17 protein-coding genes are annotated in these 22,305 nt (G+C 74.8%); 3 read left to right on the plus strand and 14 right to left on the minus strand.

Translation table 11 applies throughout. The annotated features are described in order from the left end of the window. The first annotated feature begins 154 nt into the window (after positions 1-154). Together AC4H2G_RS03985 and AC4H2G_RS03990 are read left to right on the plus strand one after the other, a co-directional pair. Positions 155-1,243, plus strand: coding sequence for an alcohol dehydrogenase catalytic domain-containing protein (locus AC4H2G_RS03985; protein ID WP_494364455.1), 1,089 nt, complete (start codon positions 155-157; stop codon positions 1,241-1,243). Beyond that, on the plus strand, positions 1,240-2,700 hold the full coding sequence (locus AC4H2G_RS03990) for an MFS transporter (protein ID WP_494364456.1): 1,461 nt from the start codon (positions 1,240-1,242) through the stop codon (positions 2,698-2,700). The genes AC4H2G_RS03985 and AC4H2G_RS03990 overlap by 4 nt, the downstream gene beginning before the upstream one ends. Before the next feature lie 73 nt (positions 2,701-2,773). Here the strand turns inward: AC4H2G_RS03990 and AC4H2G_RS03995 are convergent, their stop codons facing one another. Continuing rightward, positions 2,774-3,328: a TetR/AcrR family transcriptional regulator gene (locus AC4H2G_RS03995; RefSeq protein WP_494364457.1), complete on the minus strand. Its 555-nt coding sequence runs from the start codon at positions 3,326-3,328 to the stop codon at positions 2,774-2,776. Positions 3,329-3,390: 62 nt separating this feature from the next. Here AC4H2G_RS03995 and AC4H2G_RS04000 point away from each other — a divergent pair, with 62 nt between their 5' ends. Beyond that, the gene (locus tag AC4H2G_RS04000; RefSeq protein ID WP_494364458.1) at positions 3,391-4,275 is read left to right on the plus strand and encodes an alpha/beta fold hydrolase; all 885 of its coding nucleotides are present in this window, start codon (positions 3,391-3,393) and stop codon (positions 4,273-4,275) included. Between the two features lie 65 nt (positions 4,276-4,340). On the opposite strand, the gene AC4H2G_RS04005 is transcribed toward AC4H2G_RS04000, so the two are convergent. The 13 genes from AC4H2G_RS04005 to pdhA all read right to left on the minus strand — a co-directional run bounded on the left by AC4H2G_RS04005 (position 4,341) and on the right by pdhA (position 22,142). Then, positions 4,341-5,279, minus strand: a complete 939-nt coding sequence (locus AC4H2G_RS04005) for a sirohydrochlorin chelatase (protein ID WP_494364459.1) — start codon at positions 5,277-5,279, stop codon at positions 4,341-4,343. Further along, entirely contained in the window at positions 5,276-6,367 is a 1,092-nt protein-coding gene (locus AC4H2G_RS04010) for a uroporphyrinogen-III synthase (protein ID WP_494364526.1), read from the minus strand. The genes AC4H2G_RS04005 and AC4H2G_RS04010 overlap by 4 nt, the downstream gene beginning before the upstream one ends. A gap of 41 nt (positions 6,368-6,408) precedes the next feature. Further along, positions 6,409-7,812 carry a uroporphyrinogen-III C-methyltransferase gene (gene cobA, locus AC4H2G_RS04015; RefSeq protein WP_494364460.1) on the minus strand — a complete coding sequence of 468 codons (1,404 nt, stop codon included), beginning with the start codon at positions 7,810-7,812 and terminating at the stop codon, positions 6,409-6,411. Further along, complete coding sequence (gene nirD, locus AC4H2G_RS04020; RefSeq protein WP_494364461.1) at positions 7,809-8,243, minus strand: nitrite reductase small subunit NirD; 435 nt, start codon at positions 8,241-8,243, stop codon at positions 7,809-7,811. Before nirD ends, cobA begins: the two co-directional genes overlap by 4 nt. Then, positions 8,240-11,044 carry a nitrite reductase large subunit NirB gene (gene nirB, locus AC4H2G_RS04025; RefSeq protein WP_494364462.1) on the minus strand — a complete coding sequence of 935 codons (2,805 nt, stop codon included), beginning with the start codon at positions 11,042-11,044 and terminating at the stop codon, positions 8,240-8,242. The genes nirD and nirB overlap by 4 nt, the downstream gene beginning before the upstream one ends. A gap of 127 nt (positions 11,045-11,171) precedes the next feature. After that, positions 11,172-13,064, minus strand: coding sequence for an FAD-dependent oxidoreductase (locus tag AC4H2G_RS04030; protein ID WP_494364463.1), 1,893 nt, complete (start codon positions 13,062-13,064; stop codon positions 11,172-11,174). Beyond that, entirely contained in the window at positions 13,061-15,415 is a 2,355-nt protein-coding gene (locus AC4H2G_RS04035; protein WP_494364464.1) for a molybdopterin oxidoreductase family protein, read from the minus strand. The genes AC4H2G_RS04030 and AC4H2G_RS04035 overlap by 4 nt, the downstream gene beginning before the upstream one ends. 20 nt (positions 15,416-15,435) lie before the next feature. Beyond that, positions 15,436-16,911, minus strand: a complete 1,476-nt coding sequence (locus tag AC4H2G_RS04040) for an MFS transporter (RefSeq protein ID WP_494364465.1) — start codon at positions 16,909-16,911, stop codon at positions 15,436-15,438. 142 nt (positions 16,912-17,053) lie between these two features. After that, positions 17,054-17,761, minus strand: a complete 708-nt coding sequence (locus tag AC4H2G_RS04045) for a DUF6766 family protein (RefSeq protein WP_494364466.1) — start codon at positions 17,759-17,761, stop codon at positions 17,054-17,056. 85 nt (positions 17,762-17,846) lie between these two features. Beyond that, entirely contained in the window at positions 17,847-18,296 is a 450-nt protein-coding gene (locus AC4H2G_RS04050; RefSeq protein WP_494364467.1) for a hypothetical protein, read from the minus strand. 161 nt (positions 18,297-18,457) lie between these two features. Continuing rightward, complete coding sequence (locus tag AC4H2G_RS04055; RefSeq protein WP_494364468.1) at positions 18,458-19,954, minus strand: dihydrolipoamide acetyltransferase family protein; 1,497 nt, start codon at positions 19,952-19,954, stop codon at positions 18,458-18,460. Between the two features lie 38 nt (positions 19,955-19,992). Next, positions 19,993-20,991, minus strand: a complete 999-nt coding sequence (locus AC4H2G_RS04060) for an alpha-ketoacid dehydrogenase subunit beta (protein ID WP_494364469.1) — start codon at positions 20,989-20,991, stop codon at positions 19,993-19,995. Next, positions 20,988-22,142, minus strand: coding sequence for a pyruvate dehydrogenase (acetyl-transferring) E1 component subunit alpha (gene pdhA / locus AC4H2G_RS04065; protein ID WP_494364527.1), 1,155 nt, complete (start codon positions 22,140-22,142; stop codon positions 20,988-20,990). The genes AC4H2G_RS04060 and pdhA overlap by 4 nt, the downstream gene beginning before the upstream one ends. Between the last annotated feature and the right edge of the window lie 163 nt (positions 22,143-22,305).

Below are 22,305 nucleotides of genomic sequence, written 5' to 3' on the forward strand. Positions count from 1 at the left end.
GCCGCCCTCGGAGGGCGCCATCGCAGCGCTTGACCTCAACAATTGTTGAGGTTCGAGACTAGCAGTCGCGACCGGCCAGGCCGCGCAATCCGGCACTGCCGGCCGCCCAGCACCTGATCGACCACCACCGATCGACCATCACCAGGGAGCACCCGTGGACGCCATCCGCCTGCACGCGTTCGGACCGCCCGAGAACCTCGTCCTCGACCACGTGCCCGACCCGGTCCCCGGGCCGGGCGAGGTGCTCGTCGCCGTGCGCGCGCACGGCGTCCACCTGCTCGACACGACCCTGCGTCGCGGGGAGACCGGTGGCCCTCTCCCCCTTCCCGACCTGCCGACGATCCCGGGCCGCGAGGTCGCCGGGGTCGTGAGCGCCGTCGGGCCTGGGGTCGACGCCGCCTGGCGCGGCCGGCGCGTCGCCGCCCACCTCGGCGCGCGGCCCGACGGTGGCGGGTACGCCCGCCTCGCGGTCGTGCCGGTCGAGTCGTTGCACCGCGTCCCCGACCACGTCACCGCGCCCGACGCCCTCGCGATGATCGGGACCGGCCGCACCGCCGTCGGGATCCTCGACCTCGCGGAGCTCACGGCGGAGGACGTCGTGGTCGTCACCGCCGCCGCGGGCGGGCTGGGCACGCTGCTCGTGCAGGCGGCCGTCGCGGCGGGGGCACGCGTCGTCGGGCTCGCGGGCGGACCGGCCAAGGTCGCGCTCGTCCGCTCCTTCGCCGCCGTGTCAGGGCCGCACGACACCCCGGTGATCCCTGACCCTGACACCCGGCGCGGGACGCTCTCCGCGATCGACTACCGAGCGGACGGCTGGCTCGACGAGGCGCGCACCGCCGTCGGGCCGGGCGGCGCGACGGTGCTGCTCGACGGCGTCGGCGGCGCCGCCGGGACGGACGCGGCGTCGCTCGTGCGCGACGGCGGTCGTCTGGTCCTCTTCGGCTGGTCCTCCGGCGCGGCGAACCAGGCGCCCGGCGTCGCGGAGCGCCCGCACGACGGCGGTGACGTCGGCCACGACCCTCGGAAATCCAGCGGACCGGCGCCGTCCCACGACATACGGTGGGCCGTGGGACCCCAGGCCCGACCCTGGGGAGACCTGTTCGCGCTGCAAGAGCGCGCGCTCGCGCTCGCGGCGGACGGGACGTGGCGCGTCGTCACCCACCAGGTACCCCTCGCGGAGGCGGCGCGCGCCCACCGTGAGCTCGAGGAGCGCGCGACGACCGGAAAGGTAGTTCTCGTATGACCGCGGAACCGCGCACGCGGCCCGACGCCCCACCCGGCACGACCCCGGGCGAGGCGGCTCGCACGACCGTTCCCGCGACCGGGTCGCTCACGCCCGCGACCCAGCGCACCGTCTTGTTCGGCATGGTCGCGTTCGTGTTCCTCGGGGCGTTCGAGGCGCTCGCCGTGGCGACCGCGATGCCGACGGTCGCCGTCGAGCTCGACGGGCTCACCCTGTACACGCTCGCGTTCGCGGCGTCGCTCGCGTCGAGCGTCGTCGGGATGGTCGCGTCCGGCCGCTGGAGCGACCGCGCCGGCCCGGTGACCCCGCTGTGGACGGGCATCGGCCTGTTCCTCGCCGGCCTGCTCGTGGCAGGGCTCGCGCAGGACATGCTCGTGCTCGTCGCGGGCCGCGTGCTGCAGGGCGTGGGCACGGGCCTGTACATCGTCGCGCTCTACGTGCTCGTGGCGCGCGTGTTCCCGACCGAGAGTCGACCCCGGGTGTTCGCGGCGTTCGCCGCGGCGTGGGTGATCCCGTCGATCGTCGGCCCGGCCATCGCCGGGCTGGTCGTCGAGCACGTCGGGTGGCGCTGGGTGTTCCTCGCCGTGCCCGTGCTCGCGGTCCCGGCGCTGTTCCTCATGCGGCCCGGGATGCGCGTCGCCCGGGGCTCATCCCCGGCGCACACCGCGGCCGACGACGCCGAGTCGCCGCTCGACCGCACCGCCCGCCAGGCGTCGCTCGCGTGGGCCGTCGTCGCCGCCGTGGGCATCGGCGCGCTGAACTACGCGGGCCAGCTCCGCGGCGTCGGGCTCGTCGTGCTGCTCGTGCTCTCGCTCGCGGCGATCGCCGTGGCCGTGCCGCGACTCCTCCCGCGCGGCACGACGCGCGCCGCCCGCGGGCTGCCGAGCGTCGTCGCGATCCGCGGCCTCGTCGCCGCGGCGTTCACGGGGGCCGAGGTGCTCCTGCCGCTCCTGCTGTCGCACGAGCGCGGGCTGTCCCCGTCGCTCGCGGGCGCGGTCCTGACGTTCGGCGCCGTCGGCTGGTCGACGGGGTCGTGGCTGCGCGGCCGCGCGACGTGGGGGCTCACGCACGCGGGGTACGTGCGGCTCGGGGGGACGCTCGTCGCGCTCGGCGTCGCCGGTGCGGCGCTGCTCGCCTGGACGGCGGTGCCGCCCGTCGTCGGCATGGTCGCGTGGACCTTCGCAGGCCTCGGGATGGGCATGACGCACCCGACGCTCTCGGTGCTCACGCTCGAGCTCTCGCCCGTCGCGGAGCAGGGCGCGAACAGCTCAGCGCTGCAGGTGTCCGACGCCGTCGCGGCCGCCACCGCGCTCGCCGTCACCGGGTCGCTGCTGTGGGCGCTCCACCCCACGCTCGGTCTCGCGGCCTACGTCGTGTGCTTCGGCGTGACGGTGCTGCTCGCGGTCGGCGTCGCGCTGCTCGCCCCGCGGACCCGACCGCACCTCGGCGGCCGGTAGCGCTCCGGCCTCACCGTCACCGACGCCAGCACCAGCACCAGCACCAGCACCAGCACCAGCACCAGCCTGCTGCTCACGAGCCTACGAGCGCGCGCACCTCGCGTTCGACGGCGGGACGCATGTCGAGACCCGGGTCGACGGTGAGCCGGTGCAGGAGCAGACCGTCGCAGCACGCCATGAGGGCCCGGGTCGCCGGCACCGGGTCGGCGATGCCGACCGCGATCACGATCTGCTCGGTCCACCGCTCGAACTCGTGGCGTTGCCGCCGCAGCGGCTCGCCCAGCTCCGGGTCGCCCGCCAGCTCGAGGAAGAGCGCGTAGCGCGCTCGTGTCCGCACGGCGAACGGACCGGCCTGGAGCTCGACCATGGCGGACAGGCCGTCGATCAGCTCGTCGACCCGCGTGATCGCCGGCAGGGTGGCAGGGTCGAGATCGGCGCGCTCGCGCTCGGCGATCCAGTCCACCACGCCGGCGAGCAGTGCCCGGCGGGTGCGAAACCAGTTGGAGGTCGAACCAGCCGGGAGACCTGCCCGGTCGTCGACCCGCGCGTGGCTCAACGCACGAACGCCCTGCGCGCCGAGCAGATCCACCGCCGCCTCGAGTCCTCGCTCCCGCGTGCTCGCCGGCATGGACGCCCCCTTCGACCAGGTCTACTATGAACATAGTAGTTCACTGCTCGAAGGAGGCCGCCATGGCCACGCTCGCCTCGACCTGGACTCCGCCGCTCCCCGAGGCCGCCGGCTTCGACCATCTCGTCGTCGACACCCCGGGTCTGCGGACCCATCTCGCCGTGATCGGCGAGGGTGACCCGGTCGTGCTGCTGCACGGATGTCCCCAGCACTGGTGGCAGTGGCACGCCATCGCTCCGCTGATCGCCGCACACGGATACCGCGCCTACTGCCCCGACCTGCGGGGGGCCGGATGGACCGTGGCCCACGACCCGCGGATCGAACGGGAGACCCGGCTCCGCGACCTGCTCGCCCTCCTCGACGCCCTCGACATCGAGCGCGCCCATCTCGTCTCCCACGACATGGGCGTCATCACCGCGATGCAGCTCACCTACGACCACCCCGAGCGCGTCCGGACCGCTGTGCAGCTTGCCGTGTGGCCCGGCTTCGTGACGTTCCACCCGAAGCTGGTGCCGGCGTTCCAGCACCTGCCCAAGTACGTCTGGCACCGCAGGGGCGCCCCGTTGCGCGGAGACTTCTCCGAGCGGTACGTCGCGCGCCCGATGTCGGAGGCGACCATCGACGCCCATCTCGCCCCGATGCAGCGGCCCGAGGTCGACGCCGCGGTGCGTCCGCTCGCCCGCGGCATGGTCCTGCCCGAAGCCCTGCGCATCATGCGTGGCGCCTACCGCAGCCGGCGGCTCACGGTGCCGACCCTCGTCGTGTTCGGCCGCCGCGACCACCCCACGACCGAGGAGCTCATGGGGCGCATCTGCCGCGATCCCGGACGGTACGCCGACCGCTTCGAGCTCGCCTACGTGGACGACGCGGCACACTTCATCACCGACGACGCCCCGGAGGAGGTCGCCGAGCTCTCGCTCGACTGGTTCGCCCGGGCCGCGGGGTAGACGCCGCGTCGTCGACCAGGGTTCTACCTCGCGCTCACCCAGGTGTTGTCTCGCGGACCGCCGCGCTACCTCGCGAGGGTCGCGGCGGCGGAGGCGTAGCGGTCGAGGACGATCGCCGTGAGCCGCGCGTCCGGGGCCAGCGGTGCCGTCACGACGTCCCCGCCCGCCTCGAGCACGCGGTCGTAGAAGTAGCCCGGCGCCAGCAGGTACGCCGCGACCACCACGCGCGGCCCCGTGCCCGACGTCGGCACCTCGCCGCGCGCCGTCGGCTCACCCGGCCCCGCTGTCAGGGCGAGGGACGCGCGCGCGGCGGCGACGGCGTCGGGCACGGAGGGCTTCGCCATGGCCCCGTAGCCGACGGTCACCGGGCCGGCGTGCCGCGTACGCAGGCCCGCGGCGAGCTGCTCGACGTCGTGCGCCGCCCCTGGTCGGCTCGACCCCGCCGCGGCGATCACCACGGCGTCCTGCGGCCGCACTCCCGCCTCCGCGAGGCGGTCCGCCAGGAGGTCGACCAGCCGCTCGTCCGGGCCGAGCGGCGTGGCGGCAGCGGCATTGCCGGTCCCGGGGCCGCGGTCCGCGACCGACTCGGCGATGTCGACGCCCACGTGGAACCCGCCCGAGAGCAGCAGCGGCACGACGACCGCATCGTGCGGTGCCACGGCCGGGCCGTCGGGCTCGGCGCCGTCGCCGCCCGCTCCCGGTCGCGTGGGCACGACGACCGACGTCACGACGTCCGCGACCTCGGGCTGCTGCACGTCGACGAACGCCTCGCGCACGTCGAGGTCGGGCCGGGCTGCGCGCACGTCGTCGAGCAGCGCCCGGATCACCTCGCGCCCGGCGAGGTCGCTCGTGCCGTGGGAGCACCCGACGAGCACCGGGAGGCTCCGGCCGACCGGACGGCCGCCGCCTCCCGCCGCGGGGCGCGCCCCCGGCACGGCCGCCGCACCTCGCACCGCACCCTCGGGCGAGACGCCGGACGGGAACGCCAGGATCTCCGTGCTCATGCGAGCTCCAATCGGTATCCGCGCTTGACGACGGTCTTCACGAGGTCGCGACGGCCGGTGGCCTCGCGCAGCCGCGCGACGGCGACCTCGGCGGCGTGGGGGTCGCGCGAGTCGCCGGGCAGCACGTCGAGCACGTCGTCGCGCGTGACGACCTCGCCGCGGCGTGCCGCGAGGAGCCGCAGCACCTCGAGCGCGCTGGGCGACAGGGGCAGCACCTCGCCGTCGAGCACCGCGACGCGCGAGCGGATCTGCAGGACGCCCGCGACGGTCGCGAGGGCGACGGTCTCGGCGTGCTCGTAGTGCGCGACGAGCGTGCGCACGAGGGCGCCCAGGCGTCCCCGCTCGGGCTGGAGCGGCGTGACGCCGCGGTGCTCGAGCGGCTTGGCCGTGACGGGTCCGACCGCGGCCGCCACCATCGACCCGTCGCGGAACCGCGACACGACGAGCTTGCCGACCCCGTGCTCCTCGGCCGCGCGCAGCCACGCCTCGGCGCCGGGCGCGGACGTGAAGACGACGGCGTCGATCTCGCCGACGGCCGCCGCCTCGACGGACGCGCGCACGGCGTCCGGGTCGGGAGGCGGTCCCCACCGGTACACGACGAGGCTCGCGACCTCGGCGCCCGCCTCGGCGAAGACGACGTCCAGCCCGTCGGCGCCCGCCCCGTGGTGCTGGACGGCGATGCGCAGCCCCGCGACGCCCTCGCCGAGCAGCACGTCGGCGATCTCCGCGGACGTCTCGGACTCCGCGACCCAGTCGGCGGTCAGCCCGGCGGCCTGGATGGCGCCGCGGGCCTTGGGACCGCGCGCGACGATGCGCGCGTCGGCGAGCACCTCGAGCAGGCGGTCGGCGAGGCCGTGCGCGTCGGCGGCCTCGATCCACGACCGGAAGCCGATCCCGGTGGTCACCACGACGACGTCCGGCGGGTGCTCGACGAGCGCACGCGTCCCGGCGAGGAGCTGCTCGTCGTCGGCGTGCGGGACCATGCTCAGCGCGGGTGCGTGCCGCACCTCGGCGCCGCGGCGCTGGAGCGCGGAGGCGAGCTCGCTCTTGCGCCGGTCGGCCGTGACCAGCACGGTGCAACCGGCCATGACCTGCCCGAGAGCGCGCTCGGCCGGGAGGACCTCGCCGCTCACGCGACCGTCGCCGGGTCGAGCCGTCCCTCCGCGGCGACGTCCCCCACCACGATGATCGCCGGGGCCCGGACCCCGACCTGGGCGGCGCGCTCCACGACGTCCCCGAGCGAAGCTCGCGTCACGCGCTGGCGCGGCGTCGAACCGTTCTCGACGATCGCGACGGGCAGGCTCGGGTCGGCCCCGGCGTCGAGCGCCTGGGCCGTGATGCGGGAGAGCTGCGAGACACCCATGAGGACCACCAGCGTAGCCGCGCGATCGCGGACGCAGGCGAGCGAGGCGTCGTCGAGCCCCTCGTGGCCGCTCACGACGTGGAACGCGGCGACGGTCCCGCGGTGCGTCACGGGGATGCCGGCGAGCGCCGGGACGCTCAGCGCGCTCGAGATCCCGGGGACCACCTCGACCGGCACGCCGGCCTCCCGGCACGCCACGACCTCCTCGCCGCCCCGCCCGTAGACGAACGGGTCGCCGCCCTTGAGGCGGACGACGACGCGCCCGCGCTGCGCCTGCTCGACGAGGATCGCGTTGATCTCGTGCTGCGGGACGGGGTGGTTGCCGGGGGTCTTGCCGACGTCGATCACCTCGACGCCGGGCGCGAGCTCCTCGAGCACGTCGACCGGGCCGAGCCGGTCCGCGACGACGACGTCCGCCTCGGCGAGGGCGCGTCGTCCGCGCACGGTCAGCAGGTCGACGGCGCCCGGCCCGCCACCCACGAGCGTCACCCGGCCGAGCCCGCCCGGGGCAGGCCGGCGCCGGCGCTGGTCCGCGCCGCCGGCGCGCAGGTGCTCGGCGATCGCGTCGCGGACGGCGCGGACCCGGCGCGGGTCGGCACCCACCATCGCGGCGGGGGTCGCGGCGGTGGTCGGGCCGGTGGTCATACCGGTGGTCATGTCGGTGGTCGGGCCGGTGGTCGCGACGTCGGCCCGTGCCGTGTGCGGCGAGGTCACGTCGCTCACGACCCCGACGAGCACGTCCCCGCTGCGGGTCGTCGCGGGCGTCCGCGCGCTCCCCTCGTGCGCCGCGCCCGCGTTGACGCACCACGTGCGTCGCCGCGACGCCCACTCCGCGACCGTGCGGTTGACCGCGGAGTCGTCCGTGGCCGTGAGCACGAGCCACGCGTCGTCGAGGTCGGTCTCGCGCACCTCGCGCGGCACCCAGGTGACCGTCCTGGAGCGGTCGTCGAGCACGGGGTAGACCTCGTCGGTGGGACGGATGGACGAGGGACCACCCGCGCTCAGCGAGGCGACGACCAGGTCGCGCAGGTCTTCGCAGAGCTGCGGGGCGACGACGCGGACGTGCGCGCCGTCGTCGGCCAGGGCGCGGGCACGCCGGGCGGCGACCGGACCGCCACCGGCCACGAGGACGGTGCGCCCCGTGACGTCGAGCCCGAGCAGCGTGGTCACGGCCGGGTCCCCACGTGCACGACGCCGTCGCGCACCTCGACCGGCCAGGTCGCCAGGTCCGCGGCGAGGCCGTCGACGGGCTCGAAGCCGACCTTGTCGAGGCAGCGGCCGGTCGCGAGGTCGAACACCTGCTTGTACATCGGGCCGGCAACCGTCGGTACACCGCCGCGCGTCCCGACGATCCCGCGCGACATGACGTTGGCGCCGGAGAACGGGTCGCGCTGCTGGACGGCGCGCACCGTGTCGTCGGGGAGGCGGAACAGGGCCACCTGCACCCCGCCGACGAGCGCGGCGGCACCGCGCTCGACGAGCAGGTCGCGCACCAGGCACACGCGCTCCCAGGCCGCGGGCGCGGAGCTGTCAGCGCCCGCCGGGTCCAGGGACCGGCCCTGTGCTGACAACGGCTCGGGAACGACGGTCGGCGTGCTCATCGACGCACCTCCAGGGTTGAGCCCGCGATGACGACGGGGCCGGTCAGGACTGCGGGGTCGGTGTCCCCCGCGGCGCGGGCGACCTCCAGGGCGGCGGCGCGCTCGGCGGCCGTCGCGGGGCGGATCTGGCCGCGCTCGGTGACGTAGGCGAGGTCCGGGTCGGGCTCGGCGGGCGCGTTGACGAACGAGCCGAAGCGGCGCAGCTTCTCCGGGTCCTCGAGGACCGCGCGCCACTCGTCCTCGTAGTCGCCGACGTGCCGGACCATCGCGGCGTCGAGGTCGGCCCCGATGCCGAGCGAGTCCTCGATGATCACCTCGCGGATCGCCTCGAGCCCGCCCTCGTAGTCCTCGACCCACGCGGCCGTGCGCTGCAGGCGGTCGGCCGTGCGGATGTAGTACATGAGGAACCGGTCGATCGTGCGGATCAGCTCGTCCGAGGTGAGGTCCTCGGCGAGGAGCTGCGCGTGCCGCGGCGTGAAGCCGCCGTTGCCACCCACGTACACGTTCCAGCCCTTGTCCGTCGCGATGACGCCGACGTCCTTGCCCCGGGCCTCGGCGCACTCGCGGGCGCAGCCCGAGACGCCGAGCTTGATCTTGTGCGGCGAGCGCAGCCCGCGGTAGCGCAGCTCGAGCTCGACGGCCATCCCCACGGAGTCCTGCACGCCGAACCGGCACCACGTCGACCCGACGCACGACTTCACCGTGCGCAGCGACTTGCCGTACGCGTGGCCCGACTCGAAGCCGTGCTCGACGAGGCGCCGCCAGATGTGCGGGAGCTGCTCGATGCGCGCGCCGAACATGTCGATGCGCTGGCCGCCCGTGATCTTCGTGTAGAGCCCGAAGTCCTTCGCGACCTGGCCGATCACGAGCAGGCCGTCAGGTGTGATCTCGCCGCCGGGGATGCGCGGGACGACCGAGTACGTGCCGTCCTTCTGCATGTTCGCCATGACGTGGTCGTTGGTGTCCTGGAGCGTCGCCTGCTCGCCCTCGAGGATGTGCCCGTTGCCGAGCGACGCGAGGACCGACGCCACGACCGGCTTGCAGATGTCGCAGCCGCGGCCGGCGTCGCGGACGAGGACGGCTCCCTCGGTATCGGCCACCGCCTCGGGAACGCGCCCGAACCGCCCGATGATCTCGCTGAACGTGTGCAGGTCCGCGACGCGCACGGCGTCGAAGAGCTGGGCACGGGAGAGCTCGAAGTGCTCGCACAGCGCGTTGGAGACCTCGACGCCGGCGCGGGTGAGCTCGGTCGTCGTGATCTTCTTGACGAGCGGGAGGCACGACCCGCACGACGTCCCGGCCTTGGTGCACGCCTTGACGCTCGCGAGGTCGGTGCACTCGTGCTCCGTGACGGCGCCGCGGATGGTCCCGGCCGACACGTTGTTGCACGAGCAGACCGTGGCGTCGTCGGGCAGCTCGAGCGTCGGGGCGCCGCCGCCGCTGCCCTCCGGGAGGAGGAACGCGCCGGGGTCGCCCGGCAGCTCCGCGCCGACCATGGGCCGCAGCGACGCGTACGGCGTCGCGTCCCCGACGAACACGCCGCCGAGGAGCGTGCGCGCGTCGTCCGACAGGACGAGCTTCTTGTAGACGCCCGCGACCGGGTCCGCGTAGACGAGCTCCATCGCGCCCTCGGTGCGGCCGAACGCGTCGCCGAAGCTCGCGACGTCGACACCCTGGAGCTTGAGCTTGGTCGCGGTGTCCGCGCCCGGGAACGTCGCCTCGCCGCCGAGCAGGCGGTCCGCGACGACCTCCGCCATCGCGTAGCCCGGCGCGACGAGGCCGATGCAGCGGCCCTCGATGCACGCGACCTCGCCGACGGCCCAGACGTGCTTGTCCTCGGTGCGGCACGCGAGGTCGACGACGGCGCCGCCCCGAGCCCCGACCTCGAGGCCGGCGGCCCGCGCGAGCTCGTCGCGCGGCCGGACGCCGGTCGCGACGACGACCACGTCGACGTCGAGCCGCCCGCCGTCGGCGAAGTCGAGCCGGCCCACGTGACCGGTCTTGCGGGAGACCTTCATCTCCTTGGTCCCCGTGTTGCAGCGGACCGCGATGCCCATGCCGTTGATGAGGCGCTTGAGCGCCTCGCCGCCGCCGAGGTCGATCTGCGCGTCCATCATGTGCGTGCCGAACTGGATGACCGTGGCCTGGGCGCCGAGCGCCTTGAGCGCGCCCGCGGCCTCGAGGCCCAGGAGGCCACCGCCGATGACGGCGCCGCGTACCGGCCGCTCCCAGCCGCCCTCGGTCGTCGTGCTGCGCCGCTTCTCCTCGACCCAGCCGCGCAGCGCCGCGACGTCGTCGATGGTGCGGTAGACGAACACGCCGGGCAGGTCGTTGCCGGGGATCGGCGGCATCGCGGCGTTCGAGCCGGTCGCGAGGACCAGCTCGTCGTAGGCGTGGACGCGGCCGAGCCGGTCGGTCACGGTCTGCGCCTCGCGGTCGATCGCCGTGACGGCGCAGTCGCGGTGCAGCGTGACGAGCTCGTCGTCCCACAGCGCCGGGTCGCCGAGCGTCAGCTCCTCGGCGTCGCGTGCCGAGAAGTAGCTCGTCAGGGCCACGCGGTCGTAGGGCTTGCGCGGCTCCTCGGCGAACACCGAGATGCGCCAGGCGCCCGCGCCGTCACGAGCGCGCAGCGCCTCGACGAGCCGCTGGGCGACCATGCCGCCACCGACGACGACGAGGTGTCGCGACGAGGTCGACGCAGCGCCCGGTGCGGGGGCGGGATCGGTCTGAGGTCCGGTCACGGCGAGCTCCTGAGGGTGAGCGGGGGCGGGCGAGCCACCACCCCGGCCACCGCGGGCCATGAGCGCCGGCCGGGAAGGTACGGACGACGCTACGGAGGGGCGGTTTCACGACAGTGCCCCGGTCGTTGCCCGGCCGTAACGGTCTTCTCACACGGCGACGGGCGCGCGGGTGAGAAGACGGCACGCCTCAGCGCGCGGCCGCCACCCGGGCCTGCCTGGCGCGCGCCGACTGGTCCGGGTCCGCCTTCGCGAGCCAGTCCACGAGACCGCACACGACGTCCTTGCAGCCGCCGCAGCCGGTCGTCGCCCGCGTGGCCCGCGCGACGTCGTCGACGCTGCGGGCGCCGTCGTGCCAGCACCCGACGATGTCGCCCTTCGTCACGCCGTTGCACGTGCACACCGTCGTGCGGTCGGGCATGTGCGTCGGCGTCGACGCCGGCGCCGCCACCTGCGCGACCGGCTGCAGCAGGAGGTGGGCCGGGTCGGCGGGGACGGGGACGCGCCGCGTGTACGTGGCGGTGAGGTCCGCACCGACGTCGGGCGCGCCGACGCACGTCGCGCCGACGAGCAGGCCGTCCGCGACGACCACCTCGACGTGACGCCCCGACACGGGGTCGCTCAGGGTGACGGAGCGGTGGGCGGGGTCGTGCGGGCGCCGCACGCCGCACACCCCCATCGTCACGATCTCGAGGCCCGCCGCCTTGACCCGGACGACGTCGGTCCCGATGGCGGCCGCGCGCGCGCTGTCAGGGCGAGTGGACACCTCGGTGACCTGTGGCCCTGACACTTGGGTCGGGTCCTGCGGCGTGTCAGGGCGAGACGACACCCCGGTGACCTGTGGCCCTGACACGACGGGCCGCGCGACGACGCTCATCGCGAGCCGGAGCGCCATGCTCGGGCGGTCCTGGTCGCCCCCGAGCCGCACGTGCGGGGACGCCGCGGCGGGCGGGCGGGTGCCGGCCTCGCCGTCGGTCGGCCCCGCCCCGGGGTGCCCGACGTCGCGGCGTCCGTCACGCGGCGCGGCCGCCGCCGGGGCCGTCGCCATGGCCGTGGCGGCCAGGGCGTCCGCGAGGCGACGCGACTGGTCCCAGCCCTGGGCGATGAGCCCCGACCCGCCCTCGGGCGGCTGCGCGCAGTCGCCGATCGCGAAGACCGCGGGGTCGTCGGGGCTCGCGAGGTCGTCGCCGACGACGACGCCCCGGTCGACCGTCAGCCCCGCGGCACGCGCGAGGCCGGTCTCGGGAACCGTGCCGCACGCGAGCACGACGAGATCGGCCTCGATCTCGACGACGCGGGTCCCGCCGGGCAGCTCGGTCGGACCGGACGACGAGGCGAGGCCGGTCGACGAGGGCGCGCGGCCGTCGTCGGGCACGCGCAGGGCGACGCCGCGCACGTGCCCGGACCCGACGCGCACGCGCTCGGTGCTCGCGCGCGTCCACGTGCGCACCCCGAGCGCCGCGAGGCTGCGGGCCACCACGCCGCCCGCCGCGCCGTCGAGCTGGCGGTCCATGAGGCTCTCGCCGCCGTGCACGAGGCTCACGGCGACGCCGCGCCGGGCGAGGCCGCACGCGACCTCGAGGCCGAGCACCCCGGCCCCCACGACGACGGCGTGCTGCGCGTTCACCGACGCGGCGACGATCTCCCGCGCGTCGTCGAGCGTGCGCAGCGCGTGCGCGCCGCGGGGCAGGTCGGGACCGGTCAGCCCGGCGACGTCGGGCACGCGCGCGGCCGCGCCGGTCGCGAGGACGACGGCGTCGTACGGGTACCCGCCGTCGGCCGTGACGACGCGGCGCGCGGCGCGGTCGATCGCGATGGCCTCCGTGCCGCGGCGCACCGTCACGCGGGGATCGTCCGTCACGGGCAGGCCGATCGCGGCGAGGTCGACCTTCCCGGCGACGACCTCGCTGAGCAGCACCCGGTTGTACGGCTCGTACTCCTCGGCGCCGAGCACGGTCACCTCGACCGGCGCGACGTCCGCGCCGGAGCCGACGCGCGCCACGAGGTCCTGCGCGAACCGCGCGCCGACCATGCCGTTGCCGACGACGACGACGCGCGTCGTCCGCCCGTTCGTCCCGCTCATGCGAGCACCTCCTGCCGGTCGCGGACGGGCGTCGTGCCGCCGCCCGCCGGGTCGTCGACGTCAGGTGCGCGGCGGACGTCCACCGCGCACACCTTGAACTCCGGCATCCCGGAGATCGGGTCGGTCGCGTCGGTCGTCACGCGGTTGACGCTCCCGGCGCCGCTCCAGTGGAACGGCATGAAGACCGTGTCGGGCCGGATGCGGTCGGTCCAGCGCGCTGCGGCCTCGACCTGTCCGCGGATCGACGTGAGGCGCGCACGGTCGCCGTCGGCGATGCCGAGCCGGACGCCGAGCACCGGGTGCATCTCGACGAACGGAGCAGGGACGACGCGGTCGAGCTCGGGCACGCGGCGCGTCTGCGCCCCGGACTGGTAGTGCTGCAGCACCCGGCCCGTGACGAGGTAGACGGGCGCGTCGGGCCGGACGTCGTCGCTCGGCCCGACGTGGTCGACGGGCACCATGCGGGCCCGGCCGTCGGGGGTCGCGAAGCGCTCGAGGAACGGACGCGGCGTGCCGGGGTGCGGCTCGCCCGACGCCGCGGGGACCGGCCAGAAGAGTCCCGGCCCGCCGTCGGCCTCGTCCGCGTCGAGGCGTGCGTGGCTCAGCCCCGAGTAGTCGGCGACGCCGCCCGCCGAGGCACGCGCGAGCTCGTCGAACACCACGGCCGGGTCGGTCGGGAACGCGACCGAGGACCCGAGGCGCCGCGCGAGCTCCGCGAGGATCCACAGCTCCGACCGCGCCTCGCCCGGGGCGTCGACCGCCCGACGGCGCCGGATCACCCGCCCCTCGAGCGACGTCATCGTGCCCTCCTCCTCGGCCCACTGCGTCACGGGCAGCACGACGTCGGCGAGCAGCGCGGTCTCGGAGGGCACGACGTCGCACACCACGAGCAGGTCGAGCGCGCGCAGGCCGTCGACGACCCGGTCGGCGTTCGGCGCGCTCACGACCACGTTCGACCCGTGCACGAGGAGCGCGCGCGGCCGCTCCTCCTCCCCGGAGCCCAGCGAGCGCAGCAGCTTCACCGCTGGCATGCCCGGCCCGGGGATCGTCGCGGGGTCCACGCCCCAGACGGCCGCGAGGTGCGCGCGCGCCGCGGGGTCGTCGATCTTGCGATAGCCGGGGAGCTGGTCGGCCTTCTGCCCGTGCTCGCGACCGCCCTGCCCGTTGCCCTGACCCGTGATCGCCCCGTACCCGGACCCGACGCGTCCCGGCAGGCCGAGCGCGAGCGCGAGGTTGATCGTGGCCGTGACGGTCGCCGTCCCCTGGGAGGACTGCTCGACGCCGCGGCCCGTGAGCAGGTACGCCCCCGCCCCGCCGCGCGCCGGCGACGCCGCGGCGAGCAGCCGCGCGACGTGCCGCAGCCGCTCGGCCGGGACCCCGCACACCGTCTCGGCACGCTCGGGCCACCACGCCATGACGGAGCGCCGCACGTCGTCGAACCCGGTGGTGCGCGCCGCGACGTACTCCTCGTCGACGAGCCCCTCCACGACGACCACGTGCAGCAGAGCGAGGAGGACGACGAGGTCGGTCCCCGGCACGGGCTGCAGGTGCAGGCCCTGGTCCCCCACCGGCCCGACGCCCGCCGCCACCCCCGCCCGCGGCTCCGGCTCGCCGGTCAGCGCCACCGTCGCACTGCGCCGCGGGTCCACGACGACGAGACCGCCGCGCGACCGCACGCCTGCCAGGTGCTGCACCGACGGGGGCATGGTCTCGGCGAGGTTCGACCCGAGCAGCAGGACCGCGTCCGCGCCTCCGAGGTCGACGAGCGGGAACGGCAGCCCGCGGTCCATGCCGAACGCGCGGTTCGAGCCCGCCGCCGCCGAGGCCATGCAGAAGCGCCCGTTGTAGTCGATGTTGGCCGTCCGCAGCACGGTGCGCGCGAACTTGCCGAGCGCGTACGCCTTCTCGTTCGTCAGCCCGCCGCCGCCGAACACCGCGACCGCGTCCCGCCCGTGCTTCGCCTGGATGCGCGTGATCGCGCCGGTGACGACGTCGAGCGCGTCGTCCCACGACGCCGGGTGCAGCTCACCGTCCGGTCCGCGCAGGAACGGCGTCGTGAGCCGGTCGGTCGCGCGGAGCACCGTCGCGCTCGTCCACCCCTTCTGGCACAGCCCGCCCTTGTTCGTGGGGAAGTCGCGCGGAGCGACCGTCACGGGCAGCAACCTCCCCGGGGTGCCCGACGCCGCGACGCGCCCTCCCGCGCCCGCCTCGCCCGCGCCGTCGGGCACGGGCTGGGGCGCGGGGTCGAGCGTCATGGCGCACTGGAGAGCGCAGTAGGGGCAGTGCGTGCGGGCCGGCGCCGCGCCGGGGGCCGAAGCTCTCCCCGGCGCGGCGGTCGTGGGGGCGGTCATGCGCTCTCCTCGGCCCTCGGTCAGATCCGGGCCGCGGCGAGCGCCGCGCCCTTGCGCAGGTACACGGCCCACGCGACGACCGCCATGACGGCGTACACCCCGATGAACGTCCACAGGGCGGGGACGAGCGACCCGGCGAGGCTCGTCGACGCCGCGAACCCGCGGGGGATGAGGAACCCGCCGAACGCGCCGATCGCGCCGGCGATGCCGATGCAGCCGGCGGCGGCCTTGCGCGCCCTCGCGCGGGCGGCGTCGATGTCGACGAGCGTGCCGTCGCCGCCGGTCGCGCCGCCCGGGACGGCGCTCGCCTGGAAGACCGCGGGGATCATGCGGTAGGTCGAGCCGTTGCCGATGCCGGTCGCGACGAACAGGAGCAGGAACGAGCCGAAGAACAGGCCGAAGCTGTGGGACTGCAGGGCCTGGATCGCGCCGAACGCGCCGAGCGCCATGACCCCGTAGGAGGCGATGGTGACGCGGGTGCCGCCGACGCGGTCGGCGATGATGCCGCCGAGCGGGCGCGTGACCGAGCCGACGAGGGCACCCAGGAAGGCGATCGAGAGCGTCATCTCCGGGAACTGCCCCTTGAGCAGCATCGGGAACGCCCCGGCGTAGCCGATGAACGACCCGAACGTGCCGATGTAGAGGAACGAGATGATCCACGTGTGCTTGTTCTTCGTCGCCGCGGCGAACGAGCGGGGATCCGCCTTCGCGGTGGACAGGTTGTCCATGAAGCGCCACGCGAGGAACGCCGCGAGCAGGATGAACGGGATCATCATGAGCCCGGCCCGCTCGAGCGCGATGCCCGCGCCGACGACGATGACCAGCGGGACGGCGAGCTGGACCGCGGCGGTGCCGAGGTTGCCGCCCGCGGCGTTGAGGCCGAGCGCCTTGCCCTTCTCCTTCTCCGGGTAGAAGAACGAGATGTTCGCCATCGACGACGCGAAGTTGCCACCGCCGAAGCCCGCGAGCGCCGCGGCGCCGAGCATGAGGCCGAACGGCGTCTCAGGATCCTGCACGACGAACGCCAGGGCGGTGGTCGGCAGGAGCAGCAGGAGCGCGGACACGACCGTCCAGTTCCGGCCGCCGAAGATCGGCACAGCGAACGTGTACGGGATACGCAGCGTGGCGCCGACGAGGCTCGGCACGGCGATGAGCCAGAACTGCTGGTCGACCGTGAGCGCGAACCCGGCGGCGGGAAGCTGCGGCACGACGATCGACCACAGGGCCCACACGGCGAACCCGAGGAACTCGGCGAAGACGGAGATCCACAGGTTCCGCGACGCGACCTTCCGGCCGCCGTCGCGCCAGAACGTCGGGTCTTCGGGGTCCCAGCGGTCGATCCACCGCCCGGAGCGGCGTCGAGCAGGGGCCTGCCCGACGGCGGCCGTCGCGGCGGGCGCGAGCGTCGCGGTCGTGCTCTCCGCCGGCTCGGCGCCGGCGGGACGGTCTGCGGACTGCTCACCCTCGTGGGTGGTGGGGCTCGTGGGCGCGGACATGGCGGCTCCTTCAGCAGGTCCCGGTCAGTACCCAGGACGCTAGGAACACCGTGTTTCGCCGGTCGGCGCGGGTCGTTAAGCGTGTGTGAGGTCTTCCGCACACCGCGGCACGAGACCGTGAGAGGTGAGGTGCGCGCCGCCGTCAGCCCTCGACGCCGGTCGCCTCGTGCGAAGAGCCCACGGGCTTGGACTCTGGGGACCCGCGCTCGCGCAGGTAGATCGAGAGGACGACCATGCTGAGGACGGCGAGCATCTCGGACTGCCAGTTCTGCAGCGTGCGGCTCCAGAAGTCGGGCAGCGTGAGGTACTCCGTCCACGGCGCGGGGTCCTGGAGCTCGCGCATCTGCTCCTCGCTGAACGCGACGGCCCCCGCGGCGGACTGCGCGAGCCACGACCCGAGGAAGATCAGTCCCATGACGAGGGAGAGCGACCGCGAGTAGACCGCGAGACGCCAGCCGCGGACCTTCGCCCAGGCGGGGGAGTCCTCCTCCGCGTGCTCGCCGACCTTCTGGTCCTCGTCCGACTCGCGTCCCGCCTCGTCGAGCTGCTTCGACTCGGGCGACCCGCGCTGGACGAACCAGACCGTCGCGGTGATGAAGAGCAGGAACTGGAGGAACTCCGACTGCCAGTTCTCCGTGACGTCGACCCAGAAGGCCGACGACGCGACGTACTGTCCGAGCGTCACCGGGTCGAGGCCGGCGGCTCGCTGGTCCAGGTTGAACACCGCAACGCCGCTCACGGCCTGGCCCACGAGCGTGGCGAGGAAGACGACGCCGAAGAAGATGCTCAACGAGCTCGCGCGCAGGCCTCCGAGCACGCCGCCGGAAGAGCGAGTCGACTCGCCGCTCACTGGTGCACCGCCGCGAGCACGACGGCCGTCACGAGGCCCGCCGCCACGAGGACGAGCGTGGTCCAGAACATGAACCGGGGGACCCTCATGCCTCCACCTCGCAGTCGTACGGGCGGTCGGGCCGCACCGTGCACCCGGCGGCGGTCACGACCCAGCCGTCGCCCGAGAGGGCGAGGAACAGGGTGTCGGAGGCGGTCACGACCTGCGCCTGCCGGCCGGCGACGTGGACGTCCTCAAAGACGACGTCGTCCGCAGCGGCGACCACGTCGGCGAGCGGGCCCGCCGGGTCGACGACCGAGTCCTCGCACGGCTCGCCCGCGTCGTCGGCGAGCGCCTCGGCGGTGTCCGGCAGGAGGAGGTCGCACGCCGCGTCGCCCTCGCCCGCGGCTATTGCCTCGGTGAAGCGCGTCACGACGTCCTGCGCGTCCGACGCGTCCGGGCCCGCGCACGCGGCGAGGCCCAGGACGGCCAGGGCGAGGGCCGGGACCCCGAGGCGTCCGGCCGAGCCCCGCCCTCGACGAACGCTGCGTCGCACGTTCCCGCCTCCTCGAATGCCATCGATGTCGTTCGCGTCGATCGCTCCATCGTGGCCCGTCTCAGCAGGCGTGCAAGCGGAGGGCGTCCTCCCGCGGTCAGGCGACCAGCACGACGACGAGCAGGCGCGCACCCCCGCGTGCCGGACCCTCCCGGGCCCGGTCAGCCCCAGACCAGGCCGCGCGCCGGGTCCTCGAGGACGCGCGCGACGTCGGACAGGAAGCGCGCACCGAGCGCTCCGTCGACGAGGCGGTGGTCGAAGCTCAGCGCGAGCTGGGTGACCCAGCGCTTGCGGATCTTGCCCTTGTGCACCCACGGCTGCTCGCGGATCGCGCCGAACGCGAGGATCGCGGCCTCGCCCGGGTTGAGGATCGGTGTGCCGGTGTCGATGCCGAACACGCCGACGTTCGTGATGGTGATCGTGCCGTCGGACATGTCGGTCGGGCTCGTGCGTCCCGCACGGGCGGTCGCCGTGAGGTCGGCGATCTCCGTCGCGAGACCGTGCAGGTCCAGGCGGTGCGCGTCCTTGATGTTCGGCACGACGAGCCCGCGCGGCGTCGAGGCCGCGATCCCCAGGTTCACGTAGTGCTTGTAGACGATCTCCTGCGCGGCGTCGTCCCAGCTCGCGTTGATCTCGGGGTGACGGCGCACCGCGAGGAGCATCGCCTTCGCCGTGACGAGCAGGGGCGTGACGCGCACGTCGGCGAACTCGCGGTCCTCGCGCAGCGTGCTCACGAGCCGCATCGTGCGCGTCACGTCGACCGTCTGGAACACCGTCACGTGCGGCGCGGTGAACGCGCTCGCGACCATCGCCTCGGCCGTGCGCTTGCGCACCGACTTCACGGGCACGCGCGTCTGGCGGCCGTCGGACGTGACGGCCCCCGTCGCGAGCCACGGCTGGTCGTCGTCGGCGTACGTGGCGAGGGGCTTCGCCTTCGCCTGCTCGTGGTGGGCGACGACGTCCTCGCGCGTGACGATCCCGCCCGGGCCGGTGCCTGCGACGCTCGCGAGGTCCAGCCCGAGGTCCTTGGCGAGCTTGCGCACGGGCGGCTTGGCGAGCACCGGCAGGTGCACGTGCCCGACGGCGCTCGTCCCCGTCCCGGTGTCAGCGCTCGGCCGGTCCCCGGACCCCTGGGGCGCTGACGACGTCGGAGGCACAGGGTTGTCAGCCCCGGGCCGGTCCCCGGACCTGTGGGGCGCTGACAGTTCGGTCGGGGTGGCTGCACGACGCGGGCGCCGCGCGCTGCCGGGCTCGACCGTGCCGTAGCCGACGAGCACGGAGCCGGATCCGGCCGTGGTCCCGCCGACCGCGGCCTCGCGGACCGGAGCGGAGGGCGAGGCCGACGACCCGGGGGCGTCCGCGCCGTCGGGCACGGTGGCGGCCGGGGCCGTGGGCTCCGGCGACGCGCCGTCCGGGTCGGTGTCGACGACGACGATCGGCACGCCGACCTCGACGGTCACGCCCTCGGGGACGAGGATCTCGCTGACCACGCCCGTGAAGGGCGACGGCAGCTCGACGAGCGACTTCGCGGTCTCGATCTCGACGATCGTCTGGTTCACGGTGACGCGGTCGCCCGCGGCCACGTGCCAGTGCACGATCTCGGCCTCGGTGAGCCCTTCGCCCGCGTCGGGGAGCTTGAACTGCTCGTACGTCGGCACTGCTGGTCCTCCTGGGTCTCGGTCCTGAGCGGCGCGCGTCAGTACGCGAACGCGCGGTCGACGGCGTCGAGCACGCGGTCGAGGCTCGGCAGGTAGTCGTGCTCGATCTTCGCGACGGGGTACGGCGTGTGGAACCCGCCGACGCGCAGCACGGGCGCCTCGAGCGAGTAGAAGCACTCCTCGGTCACGCGGGCCGCGACCTCCGCGCCGGAGCCCAGGTACGTCGGCGCCTCGTGCACGACGACGCAGCGGCCCGTGCGGCGCACCGACTCGACGACCGTCGCGGTGTCGAGCGGGGAGATCGAGCGCAGGTCGACGACCTCGACGCTGCGGCCCTCCTGCTCGGCCGCGGCGGCTACGCGCAGCGCGGTGGCGACGGTGGGTCCGTAGGCGACGAGCGTGAGGTCGGTCCCGGCGCGCAGGACGCGCGCCCGGTCGAGCACGCGCGAGCCCTCGCCCGCACCGCCGAGGTCGACCTCGCCCTTCTCCCAGTAGCGGCCCTTCGGCTCGAAGAACAGAACGGGGTCCGGGGAGGCTACCGCCTCCTGGATCATCGTGAACGCGTCCTGCGGCGTGGACGGCGAGACGACGCGCAGCCCGGCGGTGTGCGCGAACAGCGCCTCGGGGCTCTCGCTGTGGTGCTCGACGGCGCCGATCCCGCCGCCGTAGGGCACCCGCACGACGACGGGCACCTGGAGCTTGCCGCCCGAGCGGTAGCGCATCTTCGCGAGCTGCGTCGTGATCTGGTCGTACGCGGGGAAGATGAACCCGTCGAACTGGATCTCGCATACCGGGCGGTAGCCGCGCAGCGCGAGCCCGATCGCGGTGCCGAGGATGCCGGACTCCGCGAGCGGCGTGTCGACGACGCGGTCCTCGCCGAAGTCCTTCTGCAGGCCGTCCGTCACGCGGAACACGCCGCCGAGCGGACCGATGTCCTCGCCCATGAGCAGGACCTTCGGGTCCGTCTCGAGCGAGCGGCGCAGGCCCTCGTTGATCGCCTTCGCGAGGGTGAGCGTCTTCGTGGTGCCCGTGCTCATCGTGCGACCTCCTGCCCGGTGGCGGGCGAACCGTCCGCCGCGAACGACTCCTCGTAGTCGGCGAACCACGCCTTCTCGGCCTCGACGACCGCGTGCGGCGTGCCGTAGACGTGCTCGAACATGCTCGACGACGCGGGCGCGGCGAGCGCCCGGGTCTCGGTGCGCAGTCGCTCGCCGAGCGCGTCCGCCTCGGCGGCGAGGTCGGCGGCGAACCCGTCGTCCCACGCGTCCTCGGCGCGCAGCAGCGCCTCGAGCCGGTCGATCGGGTCGCGCCGGCGCCAGTACTCCTCCTGCGCCCGCGAGCGGTACTTCGTCGGGTCGTCCGACGTCGTGTGCGCGCCCATGCGGTAGGTGAACGCCTCGACGAACGTCGGGCCGCCGCCGGACCGCGCACGCTCGAGCGCCTCTGCCGTCACGGCGTAGCACGCGAGCACGTCGTTGCCGTCGACGCGCACGCTCGGGACGCCGAACCCGCCGCCGCGCCGGTAGAGCGGCACGCGCGTCTGCTTGGTCGTGGGCTCGGAGATCGCCCACTGGTTGTTCTGGCAGAAGAGGACGACGGGCGCGTTGTTCACGGCCGCGAACACGAGCGCCTCGCTCACGTCGCCCTGTGACGTGGCGCCGTCGCCGAAGTACGCGACGACCGCGGTGTCGCGCTCGGGGTCCCCCGTGCCGACGAGGCCGTCGCGCTGGACGCCCATCGCGTAGCCCGTCGCGTGCAGCGCGTGGGAACCGATGACGAGCGTGTACAGGTGCACGTTGTGCACGGCCGGGTCCCAGCCGCCGTGGTCGACCCCGCGGAACAGCCGCAGCCGGTCGACCGTGTCGATGCCGCGCACGTGCGAGATGCCGTGCTCGCGGTACGACGGGAAGACGTAGTCCTGTGCGGCCAGGGCCCGGGCAGAGCCGATCTGGGCGGCCTCCTGGCCCTTCGACTGCGCGAAGAGGCCCAGCTCGCCCTGGCGCTGGAGCGCGGTCGCCTCGTCGTCGAAGCGGCGCGTGAGGACCATGTCGCGGTACAGGCCGCGCAGGGCGGCGGCGTCGAGGTGCGCGACGCGCTCGCGGTACGGGTCGGTCTCGGGGGTCGTCACGCGGGCGCCGGCCGGGGTGACGAGCTGGATCAGTGGCGCGTCGTCGGGGCCGCCCGCCATGTCGGGAAGGTCCGGGGCCGTGCTCGCCGCGTCCCGGGCAGGTTCTCTCGCCTCGTGGTCCGTCACGCGAATCTCCTTCGGTGCGGGCCGCCTGGCGACCGCCCGCTCGGGGGCAGGTGACGCCCGGTAGGGGCGCCGTCGTAACCTACGTCTCCGTAGCCTA

The sequence above is a fragment of the Cellulosimicrobium sp. BMG9.23 genome (genome assembly GCF_059159985.1).

Excerpts from the sequence above, each read along its gene's own strand:
- AC4H2G_RS03990 (WP_494364456.1), top strand. The coding sequence starts at position 1,240 with ATGACCGCGGAACCGCGCACGCGGCCCGACGCCCCACCCGGCACGACC.
- AC4H2G_RS03995 (WP_494364457.1), bottom strand. The coding sequence starts at position 3,328 with ATGCCGGCGAGCACGCGGGAGCGAGGACTCGAGGCGGCGGTGGATCTG.
- AC4H2G_RS04000 (WP_494364458.1), top strand. The coding sequence starts at position 3,391 with ATGGCCACGCTCGCCTCGACCTGGACTCCGCCGCTCCCCGAGGCCGCC.
- AC4H2G_RS04005 (WP_494364459.1), bottom strand. The coding sequence starts at position 5,279 with ATGAGCACGGAGATCCTGGCGTTCCCGTCCGGCGTCTCGCCCGAGGGT.
- AC4H2G_RS04010 (WP_494364526.1), bottom strand. The coding sequence starts at position 6,367 with ATGGCCGGTTGCACCGTGCTGGTCACGGCCGACCGGCGCAAGAGCGAG.
- nirD (WP_494364461.1), bottom strand. The coding sequence starts at position 8,243 with ATGAGCACGCCGACCGTCGTTCCCGAGCCGTTGTCAGCACAGGGCCGG.
- nirB (WP_494364462.1), bottom strand. The coding sequence starts at position 11,044 with ATGGCCCGCGGTGGCCGGGGTGGTGGCTCGCCCGCCCCCGCTCACCCT.
- AC4H2G_RS04030 (WP_494364463.1), bottom strand. The coding sequence starts at position 13,064 with ATGAGCGGGACGAACGGGCGGACGACGCGCGTCGTCGTCGTCGGCAAC.
- AC4H2G_RS04035 (WP_494364464.1), bottom strand. The coding sequence starts at position 15,415 with ATGACCGCCCCCACGACCGCCGCGCCGGGGAGAGCTTCGGCCCCCGGC.
- AC4H2G_RS04040 (WP_494364465.1), bottom strand. The coding sequence starts at position 16,911 with ATGTCCGCGCCCACGAGCCCCACCACCCACGAGGGTGAGCAGTCCGCA.
- AC4H2G_RS04060 (WP_494364469.1), bottom strand. The coding sequence starts at position 20,991 with ATGAGCACGGGCACCACGAAGACGCTCACCCTCGCGAAGGCGATCAAC.
- pdhA (WP_494364527.1), bottom strand. The coding sequence starts at position 22,142 with ATGGCGGGCGGCCCCGACGACGCGCCACTGATCCAGCTCGTCACCCCG.